We start from the raw sequence: 17885 nt of genomic DNA on the forward strand, positions 1-17885 counted from the left end.
GCGTCGGCGTCGCCGCCATCGCCGGCGCCAAGCTGGCCGGTGCGACCACGATCATCGCCGTCGACATCGACGCCAACAAGCTCGAACGCGCCAAGGAACTCGGCGCCACCCACACCGTGGACTCCTCCAGCCAGGACCCGGTGGAGGCCATCCGGGCCCTGACCGGCGGCAACGGGGCCGATGTGGTCATCGAGGCCGTCGGCCGGCCCGAAACCTACCGGCAGGCCTTCTACGCCCGCGACCTGGCCGGCACCGTCGTCCTGGTCGGCGTCCCGACCCCGGAAATGACCATCGAGCTGCCGCTGCTGGACGTCTTCGGCCGCGGCGGCGCGCTGAAGTCCTCCTGGTACGGCGACTGCCTGCCCTCCCGCGACTTCCCCATGCTGGTCGAGCAGTACAAGCTGGGCCGCCTCGACCTGGACGCGTTCGTCACCGAACGCATCAGCATCGACCAGATCGAGGAAGCCTTCCACAAGATGCACGAAGGCAAGGTCCTGCGCTCCGTGGTGGAAATCTGATGACCCCCGCACCCAACACAGCACAGAACGTACGCGTCGAGCATCTGGTCACCTCGGGGACGTTCTCACTCGACGGCGGCACCTGGGACGTGGACAACAACGTCTGGATCGTGGGCAACGACGACGAATGCGTGGTGATCGACTCGCCGCACGACGCCGAGGCCATCGTGAAGCAGGTCAGCGGGCGCAAAGTGACCGCCATCCTGCTCACCCACGGGCATGACGACCATATCCGCGCCGTCCAGGACGTCGCGGCGGCCGTCAATGCGCCGATCTACCTGCATTCGGCGGACATGATGCTCTGGGAGCGGGTCTTCCCCAACGTCGACCCCGACCATGAGGTCTCCGGCGGGGACGTCTTCGAGGTCGCCGGCACCCGCCTGCAGGCCATCCATACTCCCGGACACTCCCCCGGCTCCACGTGCTACTACCTGGAGAGCGAAGGCACCGTTTTCACGGGGGACACGCTGTTCAACGGCGGTCCGGGGGCGACCGGGCGGTCCTACAGCGACTTCGGCACGATCATCGACTCCATCCGGGACAATCTGCTCACGCTCCCGCCGGAGACGGTGGTCCGCACCGGCCACGGGGACAGCACCACCATCGGCGCCGAAGCGCCGCACCTGCAGGAATGGATCGACCGCGGCCACTAGGCTGTGTAGCTCACCTGCCGGTTTACCTGCAGTACGACGGCGGCGGTACCCTTTCCCGGGTGCCGTCGCCGTTTGCCTCCGGTAACGCCTACGGCCCGATTCCCGGCAAGCTGCCGTACAGCGGCTGGGTCAGGACATCCGGTACTGGCTGCTCCAGGGCAGCCGACCCGAATCGTCCGCCCAGACGGCCTGCAGCGGAATCCTCATGCCGGCCGTGAGCATCTGCTCGCCGGCGAAACCTGGGCGGCCAGGTCGTTCAGCAGCTCAACCGTCTCGGACTGCCGCCGGCCCGTCATGATGAGTTCGGGATGCCGGAGTTCGGTCAGGCCGACGGTGTAGCCGAAGGCGGGGCTGGTCCAGGAACCTTCGACGAATTGGAACTGCCAGCCGTGGCGGGCAACAGTGAGTTTGGCCTTCTCCACCACCTGCCGTCAGGCCATCCCGTTGCACATGTCGCACATCATGCCTCCTGGAGGAAAAAGCGTTGTGCGGTCAGTGTGCCCGCTCCTGCCGACGGATCATACACACGTTCGGCTGCCTGCGGATTATTTGGTCCCGTCGCGGCTGCCCATCCGCAGCTCCAGGCTGCGGACCGGAGGCAAGCTGCTCTGCCGGTAGTTCCGCTCGCTGGGCACAGCCGCCGGCGCATCGGCAGCCGGCTCCGGCAGGTCCTGCGGCTTGGCAGCGGTGAACAGCCACTCCTCGAACAGGGGATCTAGGTTCCGGCCGGACTCGGTCTCGGCCAGCTCGACGAATTCTGCGGTGGAAACGTTCTCTCCCTCATGGGCAGCGACCCATCCGGCCAGGATCCGGAAGAATACGTGGTCCCCCACTTCGGCACGCAGCCGGTGCAGGGTCATGGCTCCGCGCACGTATACCGGTTCGTCGAAGAGCGCTTCGCGTCCGGGGTCGCCAATGACCAGGTTCCAGAAGGGATCCTCGGCCGGTGTGCCGGCATGGAAATCAAAGAGTTCCTGGACTGTTCCCATACCTTCGCGCTCGCTCCACAGCCACTCCGCGTAGGTCGCGAACCCCTCGTTCAGCCAGGTGTGCTGCCAGGTATCAACCGCCAGGCTGTCGCCGAACCACTGGTGGGCCAGCTCATGGACGATGATCGATTCGCCCAGGACCGGGTCGAAGAAGAACACCTTGCCGTACACCGGACGCGTCTGGTTCTCGAGGGCGAACATCATCTCCTCCGCATCATCCACGATGGCGCCGGCGTCCCTGAACGGGTACTCGCCGAACAGGCCGGACAGGAAGCCGATGATCTCCGCCTGCCGGTCCAGCGAACCGCGGATCCTGGTGCCCAGCGGAGGCGGCAGCTGGGCCTCGGTGCTCCAGTCATTGGTATTTGCGGCGCTTCCCGGCGGCGCGCCGGGAACGGTCCAGCCGTCAAACCGGTCGCCGTCGTCCTCGAAGGAGGTGCTGTCGGGTCCGCCGTCGATCACGATGTCGTCCAGGAACACGCCGTCGCCCTGGACCTGCTCGTTGCTGGCGTAGGTAAGCGAGACCTCGACGTCCTGGCCGGCGTACGCCGCCAGGTCCACCTCCCACTGCTCCCAGCCGGTGCCGGCGCCGCTGGCCGCCCACCAGATGCCCGTCGTCCCTGCCGGCTCGCACCGCCCGTTCCCAGTGTCCGTCTGGTAGTGCGCCAGGAACGGGTGCACGGACAGCCACCCGGGGCAGGAAAAGCCGGTCGCCTGCATGGTGTGCCCGTTCCGGTCACGCAAGGTGGTCCAGTCCTCGGTTCCGGCCTTTCGTGCCTCGACGAAGAAGAAGTCCGCCCCGGGTTCTGTTAGCCGATAGGTGCTGAAGGACAGCCGGGCCCCTGCCTCCGGAACACTGATGGTTCCGGACAGCCGCTTGTAGGAACTGTCAGCGGCCTGGGACCAGGCCAACGCCGTACCGGACTGCGGGGACGCGATGGGGCCGAAGAGATCCGGATCCAAAGCATCGCTGAACCGGACCTGCCCGCTTGGGTAGGTGTCGACGTCGAACTCGCCGATTGCCACCGTCGCCAGATAGGAGGCCATAGGCTCCTCCGCCTCCCATGTCCACGCCGTCCACTCATCGTTCGTCCGCGTGTCCGCCAGCCGGCCGTTGGCCACCGCTTCGAGCCCCGTGGGAACCGAGATCCGGAACGTATAGGATGCCTTGTCACGTGGATGGTCGTTGACCGGGAACCAAGTGGCCGCGACATGCGGTTCACCTGCCACTACCGCGCCGTCGTCGGTATGCAGGAAACCGGAGGTGCCGAAGGGGGCGCTGATGGCCTTCGGGGTTCCGCCGTAGGCGACCACGGTACTGAAGCGCTGCCCTTCCGGGATGCCGCGGCGGGGCGTGACGGTCAGTTCGCCCCCCGACCGGGTCCAGACCGCTGCTTCCCCGTCCACTGCCACGGAGTGCACGGTCAGTCCGTCCAGGTCCAGGTTGAAGGCAGCCAGATCCTGCGTGGCCTCGGCGGTGATGGTAGCCGTTCCCTGCAGCAGATCCGCGGACGGGTCGTAGCTGAGATCCAGCAGGTAGTGCCGGGCGTCGTAGCCGCCGTTGCCGTCCAGTGGAAAATAGGGGTCGCCGAGCCCTGGCGCTCCGGGGCGGAAAGCCGGGTAGCGATGGTCCGCCGGGTCGTCCGCGGCGGCAGCACCCCCGCAACCGGCGGCAGCGAACATGATGATGAACAGGAGCAGGAAGACGCGCCGGCATGCCGGTGGCTCCATGCCGTCAGGACGGCGGACCGCCGTCCCGGATCTGGTTTTCATGGCTGCCAACTCTCGGTCTGCAGGCCCCTGTGAAATTGGATCGACAGAGGCAACGGTCCTCCGTTGGTCCCCGGCTGTCAATCAATGTTCAAGCAGCCGGCACTGCGGCAAGCAGTTCCGTCATTGAACGCTCAACGATCGCCGCATCCGCACCGTAGGCTGCCAGCACCGCTGCGGCCACGGCTTCGACATCCAGGTACGGGACCAGATCGTCCACTGCGCCCGCGGTCGCCGAATCCCAGTCGAGGCCGAGGGCCGCGTAGGCGCCGGTCATCACCTCCCGCAGCGGCCGGGAGTTCTCCACCACGATCACCGATGAGAACAGCCAGGCACCGGACACCACCCGCTGGGCGGTCCCGACGAGCTTGACGCGCCGCAGCCCATCCCGGGGGTCCGAGCCGTGCACGCTGAATTCCCCGGCGCAGTACTCGCCTGGAATCTCGCCGACCGCCGCCTTGACGCCGGCGGATTGCAGGGCTTCGGCAAACAGGTCGCCGAACCGTGCGAACCGGCGCCGGGCCCCCATGATCGCGTCCGGATCCGGCTCCACATGGTCAACGATCAGGCAGCCCTGGTGGTAGGCCGCTGCCCGGCCGCCGGCCTTGCGGACCAGCGGCTCGAACCCCTGCTGCCGGCACAATTCCGCGGCCTGATCGAAACCGGGCAGGCGGGTGTCACGCTGGCCAAAGGCGACCGTGGGCTGCGGCCGGTACAGCCGAAGCGTCGGTCCGAGCCGGCCGTGCTTGCCCGCGTCGAGCATCCGCAGCCCATAGTCCAGGTCTTCGGCGCGGCCCAGGGATTCGGTCTGCCGGACGACGTCAAGGACGGCTGGTTTCCCGTTCACGGCAGACATGGAACTCCGGTTTCCCTTCGATGGCGTACCTGTCAACTTTACCGTCCGGGCACGCGGCTCTGTCCGCCGGCTGCCGTCCGCAGATACGGCAGCGCCCCGGCTCCGCAGGGAACCGGGGCGCCGGACGGGCGGGCGGGCGGGTTAGAACTCCCAGTCCTCGTCCTCGGTATTGACGGCCTTGCCGATCACGTAGGAGGAGCCGGAGCCGGAGAAGAAGTCGTGGTTCTCGTCCGCATTCGGGCTCAGCGCCGACAGGATCGCCGGGTTCACGTCCGTGACGCTGGACGGGAACATGGCTTCATACCCCAGGTTCATCAGGGCCTTGTTGGCGTTGTAGTGCAGGAACTTCTTGACGTCCTCGCTCATGCCGACGCCGTCGTAGAGGTCGTGCGTGTACTGGACTTCGTTCTCGTACAGCTCGAACAACAGCTCGAAGGTGTAGTCCTTCAGCTCGTCCCGCTTCGCCTGGTCCACCCGCTCCAGCCCGCGCTGGTACTTGTAGCCGATGTAGTAGCCGTGCACAGCCTCATCGCGGATGATCAGCCGGATCAGGTCCGCGGTGTTCGTGAGCTTGGCCCGGGAGGACCAGTACATCGGCAGGTAGAACCCGGAGTAGAACAGGAAGGATTCCAGCAGGGTGCTGGCCACCTTCTTCTTCAGCGGATCGTCACCGGTGTAGTAGTCGACGACGATCTGCGCCTTCTTCTGCAGGTATTCGTTCTCCGTGGACCAGCGGAAGGCGTCGTCGATGTCCTTGGTGTTGGACAGCGTGGAGAAGATGGACGAATAGCTCTTGGCATGGACGGATTCCATGAAGGCGATGTTGGTGTAGACCGCTTCCTCGTGGGGAGTCAGCGCATCCGGGATGAGGCTGACGGCGCCGACGGTCCCCTGGACGGTGTCCAGCAGGGTCAGGCCGGTGAACACGCGCATGGTTAGCTGCTGCTCCTCAGGCTTCAGCGTGTTCCACGACTGCACGTCGTTGGACAGCGGCACCTTCTCCGGCAGCCAGAAGTTGTTGACCAGCCGGTTCCAGACCTCCGCGTCCTTCTCGTCCTGAATACGGTTCCAGTTGATCGCCTCCACGTGGCTGAGCAACTTGACCTTTTCCGTCATTTCTTACCCTCGGATTTCTGTGAGTGAAGTGTGGAACTGGTGCGACGACGGCGGGCGGCTGCAGCCGTCGTCGCACTTTTAGTTGTGGGTGACAACTAGAGCATGCAGCTGACGCAACCCTCCACCTCCGTGCCCTCCAGCGCGAGCTGGCGGAGCCGGATGTAGTAGATCGTCTTGATGCCCTTGCGCCAGGCGTAGATCTGCGCCTTGTTGATGTCGCGCGTGGTGGCGGTGTCCTTGAAGAACAGCGTCAGGGACAGCCCCTGGTCCACGTGCTGCGTGGCCGCGGCGTAGGTGTCGATGATCTTCTCGTAGCCGATCTCATACGCATCCTGGTAGTACTCCAGGTTGTCGTTGGTCAGGTACGGCGCCGGGTAGTAGACGCGGCCGATCTTGCCTTCTTTGCGAATCTCGATCTTCGAGGCCACCGGGTGGATGGAGGAGGTCGAGTTGTTGATGTAGGAAATCGAGCCGGTCGGCGGGACGGCCTGCAGGTTCTGGTTGTAGATGCCGTGCTCCATGACCGAGGCCTTCAGTTCCCGCCAGTCGTCCTGGGTGGGAATGTGGACGTCGGCGAAGAGCTCGCGGACGCGCTCGGTCTGCGGCTCCCAGGCCTGGTCGGTGTACTTGTCGAAGAACTCGCCGCTGGCGTACTTGGACTTTTCGAACCCGCCGAAGGTCTCGCCCTTCTCCATGGCGATCAGGTTGGACGCCCGGAGGCAGTGGTAGAGCACCGTGTAGAAGTAGATATTGGTGAAGTCCAGGCCCTCTTCCGACCCGTAGTGGACCCGCTCGCGCGCCAGGTAGCCGTGCAGGTTCATCTGGCCCAGCCCGATGGCGTGGGACTGGGAGTTGCCCTTGGCGATGGACGGCACCGAGGCGATGTTGCTCATGTCCGACACGGCGGTCAGCCCGCGGATCGCCGTCTCGATGGTCCGGCCGAAGTCCGGCGAATCCATCGTCTTGGCGATGTTCAGCGAGCCGAGGTTGCAGGAGATGTCCTTGCCGGTCTCGTTGTAGGACAGGTCTTCGTTGTACGTCGTCGGCTGGGAGACCTGCAGGATCTCGGAGCACAGGTTGCTCATGATGATCTTGCCGTCGATCGGGTTGGCCCGGTTCACCGTGTCCTCGAACATGATGTACGGGTAGCCGGACTCGAACTGGATCTCGGCCAGTGTCTGGAAGAACTGGCGGGCGCGGATCTTGGTCTTTTTGATCCGCGAATCGTCCACCATCTCGTAGTACTTTTCGGTGACCGAGACGTCGGAAAACGGCACGCCGTAGACGCGCTCCACGTCGTACGGCGAGAAGAGGTACATGTCCTCGTCCTTCTTTGCCAGCTCGAACGTGATGTCGGGGATGACGACGCCCAGGGACAGGGTCTTGATGCGGATCTTCTCATCCGCGTTCTCCCGCTTGGTGTCCAGGAAGCGGTAGATGTCCGGGTGGTGGGCGTGCAGGTACACCGCACCCGCGCCCTGGCGGGCGCCGAGCTGGTTGGCGTAGGAGAAGGAGTCTTCCAGCAGCTTCATGACCGGAATGACACCGGAGGACTGGTTCTCGATCTGCTTGATCGGAGCACCCACCTCGCGGATGTTGGTCAGCGCGAACGCCACGCCGCCGCCGCGCTTGGACAGCTGCAGCGCGGAATTGATGGAGCGGCCGATGGACTCCATGTTGTCCTCGATGCGCAGCAGGAAGCAGGACACGAGTTCGCCGCGCTGCTTCTTGCCGGTGTTCAGGAAGGTCGGAGTGGCCGGCTGGAACCGGCCTTCGATGATCTCGTCGACCAGCTTGGAGGCCAGTTCCTTGTCCCCCTGCGCCAGCCCCATGGCCACCATGCACACGCGGTCCTCGTAGCGCTCCAGGTAGCGCTTTCCGTCGAACGTCTTGAGCGTGTAGGACGTGTAGTACTTGAAGGCGCCCAGGAAGGTTTCGAAGCGGAATTTGTGGGCGTAGGCCTGCTTGAACAGCGACTTGACGAAGTCGAAGCCGTACTGATCCAGCACGTCCTTCTCGTAGTACTCGTTCTCGATCAGGTAATCCAGCTTTTCCTTCAGGCTGTGGAAGAACACCGTGTTCTGGTTGACGTGCTGCAGGAAGTACTGGCGCGCGGCGGCATGGTCGGCCTCAAACTGGATTCGGCCGTCCGGGCCGTACAGATTAAGCATGGCGTTCAGCTCGTGATAGTCCAGGCCCTTGAAGCGCTCGGGAATAGCGTCTTCCTTCTTGGCCGCGGCCGGTGCCGTCACTGTTGTCTCCAAAACGAATTCAATCCTTCATTGACGCGGGCGACGTCCTCGGGGGTGCCCATCAGTTCGAAGCGGTAGAGCAGCGGAACCTTGCACTTGGCCGCGACAATATCGCCGGCCAGGCAGTAGGTTTCGCCGAAGTTTGAGTTGCCGGCGCTGATCACTCCGCGGATCAGCGAACGGTTGTGTTCATCATTGAGGAATTTGATCACCTGCTTGGGCACGAGGCCCTTGCCGGACAGTCCGCCGTACGTCGGCAGCACCAGCACATAGGGCTTACTCGCGTGCAGGGTCTCATCCTTGGCGTGCAGCGGCAGCCGGGCCGCCCTGCGGCCCAGTTTCTCGATGAAGCGGTGGGTGTTTCCGGATATCGACGAAAAGTAGATCAGCGGTGCATCGGTTGCCGTTTCAGGCACAGGTTCCGCTGGTACCGGATCCGAATGGTCCGGCATCGTCAGCGTCATGGGAAGTCACTGTCCTGAGGTAGTGCGGAAGGGGAAGTTCAGGCCACCGAGGAAGCAGCGGAATCGGTCAGCCCGGCGATCTTGTCCGGACGGAATCCGGACCAGTGGTCCTGGTCCGTGACGACCACGGGAGCCTGCATGTAACCGAGGGACCGGACCCGCTCCAGGGCGGCGGGATCCTGCGAGAGATCGACACTCTGGTAGGCGATGCCCTTCTTGTCCAGAGCACGGTAAGTGGCGTTGCACTGCACGCATGCCGGCTTGGTGTAAACCGTTACAGTCATGGTCCCTCTCCTCTTGTGAAGCCCTAGTGCTTCTGCTGCAAAATTCTGCTGTAAGACTCTGCTGCGCGGCTTTCCTCGCCGGCGGTTTCAATACTACATCTAGTGCATCGCGCTGCAGCGGACCCCAAGATGATGTATTACAAGTATGTCATTTACCGCCACTTTAATCCACATTCCATGCACAGGCGGAGCCGCCGGAAACGGCTGAATCCGGGGGCCCGAAGGCACGTCATCCACACGTGTGGACGGCTTCCCCCACATATCCCCAGATTTAAAATCCCTGCGTGTCGCGGCGTGTGGGCGTGTCGGACGAGGGGGTCTGCAGCACCCCCTCGCTTACCCTTGGAGGGAGCGAGGAAAAGGAATCTTGATGGTCAATCCCGTGCATCTGCGTACCCTCCTGGAGGTCATCCGCCTGGGCTCCTTCGCCGCGGCCGCCGCCCGGCTCGGTTACACGGCCTCGGCCGTATCCCAGCAAATGTCCGCACTGGAGAAGGACACCGGCACCGTCCTGTTCGAACGGTCGGCGCGCAGCGTGCTGCCGACGGAGGCCGCCGTCGTCATGGCACGGCACGCTGCCAAGGTACTCACGGACATCGATGCCCTGCTGGCGGCCGCTGCCAGGACGCAGGCCGGCACGGAGCCGGAACTGCGGCTGGGCATCTTCCCCAGCCTGGCCACGCATGTGCTGCCCCGCCTGCTGCAGAGCCGGCGCTGGCGGGACCTCGGCCTCAGCCTGCGCGTGTCCGTAGCCGAACCGGGGCAGACCATCCATGGTCTGCGCACCGGCGGTGAACTGGACGTCGCCCTGGTCTACCAGGTGGGCCAGGGCGGACTCGCCTGGCCCTCAACCATCGACCGGCAGTGGATCGGCGACGACAACTTCCGCGTGGTCCTTCCGGAGTCCTGGGGCATCCGTCCCGGTGCGTCCGTCACTGCCGGCCAGCTGACCGGCATGCCATGGATCCTCCATCATCCCGGAACCAGCGATGCCGTGGTGATCGAGCGGCTCTTTGCCAGCTGCAACCTGCATCCTCGGGTAGTGGCCAGCTGCGACGACTTCAACGCGTCGCTGCAGTTGGCCGCCTCCGGGCTCGGCGCGGCGCTGGTACCCGAGCTGGCCATGACCAGCGGCACGGAGGGCGTCGTCGTGCTGGATGTGCCGGAGATCCGGCTGGCGCGCAGCATCTTCGCCCTCCGGATTCCCGCGCGCTCCGGCGCAGCCGGCACGAAAACGGTCGGCACGAAAGCGGCCGGAGCCATGGCCGCCGAAACGCAGCCGGCAGATGCCACGGCGCACGCGGCCAAGGCCGGCGTGCTTGTCGACCTGCTGGCCGAAACCCTGGCCGAAACCCTCTCCGGGACGCAGCAGGGCCGCGGGGCTGTACCACCCCGCGGCCCTGCCCGCATGAACACCGGAGTCAGACGCTGACCGCCAGCCGGCTGCGCACCGCCTTCGCCGCGGCCACCAGGTTGCGCAGGGACTCCCGGGTTTCGGCGTAGCCGCGGGTCTTCAGCCCGCAATCCGGGTTCACCCACAGCTGGCGGGCCGGCACGCTGCGCAGGGCGATCTCCAGCAACTCCTCGATTTCCGCCGCGGAAGGGATGCGCGGCGAGTGGATGTCGTAGACGCCGGGGCCGATCCCCCGCCCAAAGCCGGAACGTTCCAGATCGTCGACGACCTCCATCCGCGAGCGCGCGGCCTCGATGCTGGTCACGTCCGCGTCCAGCGCATCGATCGCCTCGATGATCTCGCCGAATTCGGAGTAGCACAGATGGGTGTGGATCTGGGTTTGGGCGCCGACGCCGGAGGTCGCCAGCCGGAAGGCATTGACGGACCAGTCCAGGTAGGCCGGCTGGTCCGCGCGGCGCAGCGGCAGCAGTTCGCGCAGGGCCGGTTCGTCCACCTGGATGATGCGGATCCCTGCCCGTTCCAGGTCCGCGACTTCGTCCCGCAGGGCCAGGGCCACCTGGTGGGCGGTCTCCGCCAGCGGCTGGTCGTCGCGGACGAAGGACCAGGCCAGGATGGTGACCGGGCCGGTCAGCATGCCCTTGAGCGGCTTGACCGTCAGTGACTGGGCGTACGACGCCCAGTCGACGGTGATCGGAGCGGGCCGGCTCACGTCTCCCCACAAGATCGACGGGCGCGTGCAGCGGCTGCCGTAGGACTGCACCCAGCCCTGTTCGGTGGTCGCGAAGCCGTCCAGGTTTTCCGCGAAGTACTGGACCATGTCATTGCGCTCCGGCTCACCGTGTACCAGGACATCGAAGCCGAGCTCCTCCTGCAGTTCCACCACGCGGCGGATTTCGCCGCGCATCAGCCGGCGGTATTCGTCCGCCGTCAGCTCGCCGCGGCGGGTCCGGGTCCGGGCCGCGCGCACCTCGCCGGTCTGCGGGAAGGAACCGATGGTGGTGGTCGGCAGGGGCGGCAACCCCAGCGCGTCCTCCTGGGCCGTCCGGCGCGCGTCATAGGCACTCCGGGTAAAGTCCGACGGCGCCAGCCCACCCGTGCGGGCCCGTACCGGACCACGGTGCACCCCATCCGCGGTGCGGCGCCCGGCCAGGACCGCGGCGGCGGCCCGGATCTCGGTGTCGATGGCCTCGGTGTCGACGACCGCTGGGTCTACCAGCACCCGGGACAGCGTGACGACTTCCTGGACCTTCTGGTCGGCGAAGGCCAGCCAGCTGCGCAGCTGGGGTTCCAGTGCCGTTTCCTCGGTCACGTCCAGCGGGACATGCAGCAGCGAGGTGGAGGTGGACACCGCCAGCCGGCGCCTGCCGGACGCGCTCCGGCCCAGCGCCGCGGACAGCTCCGCAAGCCGGCCGCTGGCGGCCTCCAGATCCGCCTTCCAGACGTTGTGTCCGTCCACGACGCCAGCCACCAGGGTGGCCTGCCCCAGCGGAGCCAGCCCGGCGCCATCCGGAACGGCGCCCTTGAACACATCGATATGCAGCGCCTCGATCGGCGCGGCGGCAAGCACCTGCAGCAGGCTGCCCAGCGAACCGTAGGGCGTGGCCACCAGCACGGCCGGCCGTTCCACCTCACGGCCCAGGAAGGCGTACGCATGGCGCACCGCCGCGGCCAGTTCCGCTGCGTCGACCGCCTGGTCCGCGGCCAGGGCCGGTTCGTCCAGCTGCACCCATTCGGCTCCGGCTGCTACCAGGCGCCGCAGCAGGTCGGCATACACCGGCAGCAGGTCGGCCAGCCGGGACAGCGGGTTGAAGCCCTCGGGGGCGCCGTCGGCGGCCTTGCTCAGCAGCAGGAAGGTGATCGGACCCACCAGCGTGGGCCGCACGGTGAAACCGGCCTCCTTGGCTTCGGTGAAGCTGCGGACCACGGCGTCGTTGGCCACCCGGAAGGTGGTGTCACGGCCGATCTCCGGAACCAGGTAGTGGTAATTGGAGTCGAACCATTTGGTCATTTCCAGCGGCTGGCGTTCCTTGTCTCCGCGGGCCAGCGTGAAGTAAGCGTCCAGCCCAAGCCGTCCGCCGCCGTCGTACAGGTCCGCAAACCGGGAGGGCACGGCGCCGACGGCCACCGCCGTATCCAGCACCTGGTCATAGTAGGAGAACGATGCGGGAATCGCGGAGTTGCCGGTGTCCAGTCCCAGTTCGCCCAGCCGCCGGTAGGAGTCCAGCCGCAGCTGCCGCGCGGCGGCTTCCAGATGGGCCTGACTGGAGGTGCCGGCCCAGTAGGCCTCGACGGCCTTTTTCAATTCGCGGCGGCGGCCGATGCGGGGGTAGCCGATGATGGTGGCGGCGGGGAATTCGGGGAAGCGCTGGGTGCTCATGGGAGAAGTCCTTTGACGTTCGGTTGGTTGGCTATTGGTTGGTCAGGCATGGGGTGGCCAGGCGTCAGTAGACCAGTGCCGGGGGCGCCGGACGGCTGAGCTGCAGCCTGTCCAGCACCTCCAGCGCGGACGAATGCTCGTTGAAGGTGTACAGGTGCAGGCCGGGAGCGCCGGCGTCGAGGGCGGCATTGGCCAGATCCACCGTGGCCTGGATTCCGATGCTGCGGCGCTTCGCCTCGTCGCCGGCGGAGACCAGCCGGTCGTAGAGCGCGTAGTCGATTTCGATGCCGGCCAGCTGGGTCAGGCGCTCCAGCCGCCGCACGCTGGTCAGCGGCATCACCCCGGGAATCAGGGGAATGTCCACGCCGGCCCGCCGCGCGGACCGAACCAGCCGCGCATAGTGCCCGGGGTGGAAAAAGACCTGCGTGATGGCGAAATCCGCCCCGGATCCCTGCTTGGCCAGCAGGACTTCCAGGTCGTGCCGGAAGCTGGGCGATTCCGGGTGCTTGGTGGCGTAGGCTGCGACGCCGACGGCGATCCGGCCCGCACATAAGTGCGCGGACCGCCTGCGCTCCACCTGGCGGATCAGCTCGACCAGTTGTTGGGCGTACCGCAGGTCGCCCTCGCGGGTCCCTTGCTGCTGCGGCAGGTCGCCGCGCAGCGCCAGGATCCCGCGGACACCGCGGTCGACCAGATCCTCGATCAGCCCGGTCAGTCCGTAGTGGCTGTTGCCGACGCAGGTCAGGTGGGCCAGCGGCCGGAGGCTGGTGGCGGTCAGCAGGTGTTCCAGGAGTTCGACGGCGGTGGTCCGGTTGGAGCCGTTCGCACCGTAGGTGACGGCGACATAGTCCGGCGCCGTATGCTCCAGTTCGCGGATGGTCCGCCGGAGCGCATCGTGGGCGGTGGTGTTCCTGGGCGGAAAGAGCTCGTAGGACAGGGCCGGATGCGAGTGCTGCGCTGATTCCGGATTCGGCTCCGGATATGGCTGTGCCAGGGTGGGTGGTGGCATTTGGATCCTCAGGGCTGGTTCGTTCCCCGGGTACGGCACGCAGGGCATGGCGGTCCGGGGAAGGATTTACGTGAAGGATGCACAGGAAGACGCACCGGCCGTGCGGCCGCAGGACCGGGAACTTCTGTGCGCAAATGTCAGGCCCACATGGGGGCACCCACACCCTCTGAGCAGAGGGTCGCTGACCTGTTACGGAAGTAACTTGGCTACGACGCTACGCCGGACCACCGGCCGCCTTCAAGGTCCGGGGGCCCATGACGCCACATTGCGTTCCGTTACGGCAGACGGCAAAAGATTACGGCAGGCCGGGACTACAGCAGGCCGAGCTGCTGCAGCTGCTGGGCCAGACCGGCTCCGTCCGGCGACTGCACCCACGGAACACCATGCAGATGACGGCTCTGGCCCACCGCGCGGCCGCCGGCCAGCACCGCCTCGCTGATGGAGAGCTGGCGGATGGCAATCGCGGCGACGTTCTCCGGATGGCTGGCCGCGAAGTCCGCATAGATCTGCGGGTCATGCTGGCCGTCATCGCCGATCAGGATCCAGCGGGTGTCCGGGAACTGCTGGGCCAGGCGCCGCAGGTTGCCGCGCTTATGCTCCACACCGCTGCGGAACCAGCGGTCCATGGTGGGTCCCCAGTCGGTCAGCAGCAGCGCACCGGCCGGATACAGGTTGCGGGTCAGGAAGCGGCTCAGCGTCGGGGCGACATTCCAGGCACCGGTGGACAGGTAGATTACGGGAGCGTCGCTGTGGCGGGCGGTTAGCCGTTCCATCAGGACGGCCATCCCGGGAGTCGGCGACCGCGCGTGCTCATTGAGCACGAAAGTGTTCCAGAAAGCCAGCAGCGGACGCGGCAGTGCCGTCACCATGACCGTGTCATCGATATCGGAGAGGATGCCCAGTTTCACATCCGGCGGCGCGACATAGACGGTGGCCTCGGCCGGGACGCAGTCTTCGACGCTGAGCCGGACGGTGTGCTCGCCCGGTGCCAACTCAACGGGAACGACGACGTCGACCACGCCTCCGCGGTCGGCCACCACCTCGTGCCGCACGGAGGCGACCTCGATGGTCACGCGCGCGTTGGCCATTGGAACGCTGGTGAAGCTGCGCCAGCCCCGGATACTGGGCACATGCTGCGGCTTCGCAGCCTGCTCCGGCGGTTCGGTGCCGGTACCGGACCGGGGATTGCCGGCGTCGTGCCCGCCCGGGTGGCGGCTGCGGCCGTTCGGATTGGCCAGCATCGTCCGCCCCAGCACCCGCACCCACCCGGAGGAACCATAACCGGCGTAGGGAATCATCGCGGGCTGGTAGCCGCGCCGGCGGGCGTTGCGCTCGCGGAAGGCATGGAGCCTGTCCTCGAGCCGGGCGGCAATGTGCTTGACGGACGCAGCCGAGCCGGCCGTCTGGTGAGGTGCGCGCATGGCTCCAGTCTTACACGAAGGACCGGCCCATGCGTGCCCCGGTCACGCATTCTCTGGGCGGCAGGCGCAGCGGACCGATGCGGCGTCCGGTGGCTGCGGTGCCATACTGGGGCCATGGCAGGAACCCGCACCGAACATCCGCACCGCTACCGCAGCCCGTCCGGAAAAGTCCCGAACAAACTGGGCCGCCTGGTCCGCGCCCTTTTCGCCAGCGGACGTCCCCAGCTCGCCTTCAAGGCGGCCCTGGCTGCGGGCATTGCCTGGTCCATCGCGCCGCTTATGCCCGGGGTGGCAGCGCAGTATCCGTACTACGCCCCGCTGGGGGCGCTCGTCTGCATGTACCCCACCGTGGCAGGGTCGGCTAAACAGGCGCTGCAGACGCTGCTGGGCCTGCTCATGGGCATCGCGCTGGCAATCCTGATCATCGCGCTGGGCGAGCCGACGGTGGTGACCGTGGCGGTCGTCGTCGGGCTCGGCGTGCTGATCGCCGGCCTGCCCCGGCTCGGCGCTGGGCGTGACTGGATTCCGATGGCGGCCCTGTTCGTCCTGGTGCTCGGCGGTACCGACAATGCGGATGAATTCTCCTTCGGCTACGCCTCCCAAATGCTGGCCGGCGTCGTGGTCGGCCTCACCGTGAACTTCCTGGTCTTCCCGCCCCTGCATTTCAGTCACGCCATCCAGGGCCTGGAAGAGCTTCGCTCAACCCTGGCACGCCAACTGAAGGAAATGGGCACGGCCATGAAGGAAACCTGGCCGCCGGAGCATGAAGAATGGGCTACCCGCGAATCAGGGCTGTCCCAGCTGAGCCGTGACGTGCATGCGGCGGTGAAGCTTGCCGAATCCAGCCAGCGGGCCAATGTGCGCCGGCGGATCCATCCCCGGGACATCACCACGGAACATTCGGCCCTGCAGGCCCTGGAACGCATGACCTTCTACGTTGAGGACATGACCGAGGTACTCTCCGGGGTCATCTGGCGCAGTCCCGAGGAAACGCCCGTTCCGCTGCCGCTGAGCGAACCACTGGGCAACGCCCTCATTGCCGCCGGCGAAGCGGTGGATGATTGGCATGACAAGGAACTGCTGGCGGCAGCCGAAGCAGCGCAGGACCACCTGGCTACGGAAATGAACAGGCTGGCATCGCCGGACGATCCCATTGACGCGACAGCATCGCTGGCGCTGGCGCTGCGCCGGATCGTGCGGACGATGCGCTCGCTCTCCCAGGACTGACCCCGCGGCATGCAAAAAGGGCCGCCCAGCGGGCGGCCCTTCGGAAAGTGGAGCTGAGGGGACTCGAACCCCTGACCCCCTGCATGCCATGCAGGTGCGCTACCAGCTGCGCCACAGCCCCCTTCGGCATCTGGCGGACACAGTCGATGACTGCCGGATGCCGTTGGCCGGAACCCACTGCAGTCCGAGGACCGCCGGTTCCGATAGAAAATGATCTGTCACCCCAGGGTGTTCCGGGGTGGTATCCACTTTTCCAGTGGAGCTGAGGGGACTCGAACCCCTGACCCCCTGCATGCCATGCAGGTGCGCTACCAGCTGCGCCACAGCCCCGTTACCGGTGGTTCCTTCTTCGCTGTCCGCTCCGAAGCAACTTGAATAGTTTAGATGAAAGCCGGCCCCGATACAAAATCGGGCCGCTGTGCCGGCCGTCAGCCTTCCTGGACGGTGACCGGCTGCGGGAGGGTGCCCGCGTTGTGTTCGCTCAGGCGCCAGCGCACTGCGTCATGCGCGGCTGTCCGCTCGATCTCCTCCAGGATGGACCAGTTGCAGTTCGCCAGTCCGGACAGCACGCTCCAGTGGTCATGCGGCAGGTCCAGCAGCTGTGCGATGCCCACGCGGGCGGCGCCGCCGTGCGTGGCAACTACCAGTGTCCCGTCCGGCTCCAGTCCCTGCGCAGCTTCCAGGACGGCGGCCGTGACGCGCTGGCTCACCTCCACGCGGGTTTCGCCGCCGCCGGGCCGTACGTCCACACGTCCGGCGGTCCAGTTTGCCTGTTCTTCGGGAAACTGCTCCCCGATCTGCGCGAAGGTCAGGCCCTGCCAGGTGCCGGCATAGGTCTCGCGCAGCCGCGGGTCCGGTGCCACTTCGAGCCCCGTCAGGGCTCCGAGCGCGAGCCCCGTGTCATGGGCGCGCTGGAGGTCCGAGGAGATGATCCGGGTGGGCGCCAAGGCCTGCAGCAGTGCCGCCGCCCGTGTTGCCTGTTCCTGTCCGACGGCGTCCAGCGCGATATCCGTCTGTCCTTGGAAGCGGCCCAGGGAATTCCATTCGGTCCGGCCATGGCGCCAGAAGATGATCCGGCGCCTGACCCGCTCCGGATGCCAGAATGGCAGCCTAGGCATGCTGCTCGCCGGGTTCGGCGGGCGTGCTGCCGCCGGCCTTCCGGCTGTCGTCGTCCAGCTGCAGATCGACCATCGGGCAGTCCTTCCAGAGCCGTTCCAGCGCGTAGAAGACGCGGTCCTCCTCATGCTGGACGTGAATGATCACCTCTGCATAGTCCAGCAGGACCCACCGTCCCTCGGACCGGCCCTCGCGGCGGACCGGCCTCAGGTCCCGTTTGATCAGCTCCTCTTCGATCCCGTCAACGATGGCGTTGACCTGCCGCTCATTGGGGGCTGAGGCGATCAGGAACACATCGGTGATGGCCAGCCGGTCGCTGACATCGATGGCCACAATGTCCTGGGCGATTTTTGCGGATGCCGCGTGGGCGGCTATGCGCGCGATCTCAATGGATTGTTCAGTGGCGGTCATGTGTCTCC

Annotated in this window: 16 protein-coding genes and 2 tRNA genes; 4 read left to right on the forward strand and 14 right to left on the reverse strand. The window is 66.3% G+C overall.

Going from position 1 to position 17885, the window contains the following annotated elements; all coding sequences use genetic code 11:
• Both AC5RWU_RS14940 and AC5RWU_RS14945 read left to right on the forward strand, forming a co-directional pair.
• The coding region (locus AC5RWU_RS14940; RefSeq protein ID WP_494032299.1) for a zinc-binding dehydrogenase at positions 1–518 on the forward strand (518 nt) is incomplete at its 5' end.
• The gene (locus AC5RWU_RS14945; protein ID WP_494032298.1) at positions 518–1171 is read left to right on the forward strand and encodes an MBL fold metallo-hydrolase; all 654 of its coding nucleotides are present in this window, start codon (positions 518–520) and stop codon (positions 1169–1171) included. The genes AC5RWU_RS14940 and AC5RWU_RS14945, both read left to right, overlap by 1 nt.
• Positions 1172–1374: 203 nt before the next feature.
• Here AC5RWU_RS14945 and AC5RWU_RS14950 read toward each other — a convergent pair whose 3' ends face one another.
• The 7 genes from AC5RWU_RS14950 to nrdH form a co-directional block, all read right to left on the reverse strand.
• Positions 1375–1593, reverse strand: coding sequence for a DUF4262 domain-containing protein (locus AC5RWU_RS14950; RefSeq protein WP_494037050.1), 219 nt, complete (start codon positions 1591–1593; stop codon positions 1375–1377).
• 123 nt (positions 1594–1716) lie between these two features.
• Positions 1717–3933 (reverse strand): M1 family metallopeptidase, encoded by a 2217-nt coding sequence (locus AC5RWU_RS14955; protein ID WP_494032296.1) that lies wholly within the window; start codon positions 3931–3933, stop codon positions 1717–1719.
• Positions 3934–4021: 88 nt separating this feature from the next.
• Entirely contained in the window at positions 4022–4786 is a 765-nt protein-coding gene (locus AC5RWU_RS14960) for a lipoate--protein ligase family protein (RefSeq protein ID WP_494032295.1), read from the reverse strand.
• A 141-nt stretch (positions 4787–4927) separates the two neighbouring features.
• Complete coding sequence (gene nrdF, locus AC5RWU_RS14965) at positions 4928–5902, reverse strand: class 1b ribonucleoside-diphosphate reductase subunit beta (protein WP_494032294.1); 975 nt, start codon at positions 5900–5902, stop codon at positions 4928–4930.
• A gap of 95 nt (positions 5903–5997) precedes the next feature.
• A complete protein-coding gene (gene nrdE, locus AC5RWU_RS14970; protein ID WP_494032306.1) occupies positions 5998–8154 on the reverse strand; it encodes a class 1b ribonucleoside-diphosphate reductase subunit alpha in 2157 nt (718 codons plus the stop codon).
• The gene (gene nrdI, locus AC5RWU_RS14975; protein ID WP_494032305.1) at positions 8151–8606 is read right to left on the reverse strand and encodes a class Ib ribonucleoside-diphosphate reductase assembly flavoprotein NrdI; all 456 of its coding nucleotides are present in this window, start codon (positions 8604–8606) and stop codon (positions 8151–8153) included. The genes nrdE and nrdI overlap by 4 nt, the downstream gene beginning before the upstream one ends.
• 50 nt (positions 8607–8656) lie before the next feature.
• Positions 8657–8902, reverse strand: coding sequence for a glutaredoxin-like protein NrdH (nrdH, locus tag AC5RWU_RS14980; protein WP_494032293.1), 246 nt, complete (start codon positions 8900–8902; stop codon positions 8657–8659).
• A 370-nt stretch (positions 8903–9272) separates the two neighbouring features.
• On the opposite strand from nrdH, the gene AC5RWU_RS14985 reads away from it, so the two are divergent.
• Positions 9273–10334 (forward strand): LysR family transcriptional regulator, encoded by a 1062-nt coding sequence (locus AC5RWU_RS14985; protein WP_494032292.1) that lies wholly within the window; start codon positions 9273–9275, stop codon positions 10332–10334.
• Here AC5RWU_RS14985 and metE read toward each other — a convergent pair.
• The 3 genes from metE to AC5RWU_RS15000 form a co-directional block, all read right to left on the reverse strand.
• Positions 10324–12693 (reverse strand): 5-methyltetrahydropteroyltriglutamate--homocysteine S-methyltransferase, encoded by a 2370-nt coding sequence (gene metE, locus AC5RWU_RS14990; RefSeq protein ID WP_494032291.1) that lies wholly within the window; start codon positions 12691–12693, stop codon positions 10324–10326. The two genes, AC5RWU_RS14985 and metE, sit on opposite strands and share 11 nt — an antisense overlap.
• Before the next feature lie 64 nt (positions 12694–12757).
• Entirely contained in the window at positions 12758–13702 is a 945-nt protein-coding gene (locus tag AC5RWU_RS14995; RefSeq protein WP_494032290.1) for a methylenetetrahydrofolate reductase, read from the reverse strand.
• 311 nt (positions 13703–14013) lie between these two features.
• Entirely contained in the window at positions 14014–15123 is a 1110-nt protein-coding gene (locus AC5RWU_RS15000; RefSeq protein ID WP_494032289.1) for an App1 family protein phosphatidate phosphatase, read from the reverse strand.
• A 114-nt stretch (positions 15124–15237) separates the two neighbouring features.
• On the opposite strand from AC5RWU_RS15000, the gene AC5RWU_RS15005 reads away from it, so the two are divergent.
• Entirely contained in the window at positions 15238–16350 is a 1113-nt protein-coding gene (locus AC5RWU_RS15005; protein WP_494032288.1) for an FUSC family protein, read from the forward strand.
• Positions 16351–16398: 48 nt separating this feature from the next.
• Here the strand turns inward: AC5RWU_RS15005 and AC5RWU_RS15010 are convergent.
• The 4 genes from AC5RWU_RS15010 to rsfS all read right to left on the reverse strand — a co-directional run bounded on the left by AC5RWU_RS15010 (position 16399) and on the right by rsfS (position 17877).
• Positions 16399–16471 (reverse strand) — tRNA-Ala (locus AC5RWU_RS15010).
• Positions 16472–16607: 136 nt separating this feature from the next.
• Positions 16608–16680, reverse strand: a tRNA-Ala gene (locus tag AC5RWU_RS15015).
• Between the two features lie 98 nt (positions 16681–16778).
• On the reverse strand, positions 16779–17468 hold the full coding sequence (locus AC5RWU_RS15020) for a histidine phosphatase family protein (protein WP_494032287.1): 690 nt from the start codon (positions 17466–17468) through the stop codon (positions 16779–16781).
• Entirely contained in the window at positions 17461–17877 is a 417-nt protein-coding gene (gene rsfS, locus AC5RWU_RS15025) for a ribosome silencing factor (RefSeq protein WP_494032286.1), read from the reverse strand. The genes AC5RWU_RS15020 and rsfS overlap by 8 nt, the downstream gene beginning before the upstream one ends.
• Positions 17878–17885 lie beyond the last annotated feature (8 nt).

Source organism: Arthrobacter sp. B0427-1-12, from assembly GCF_059092905.1.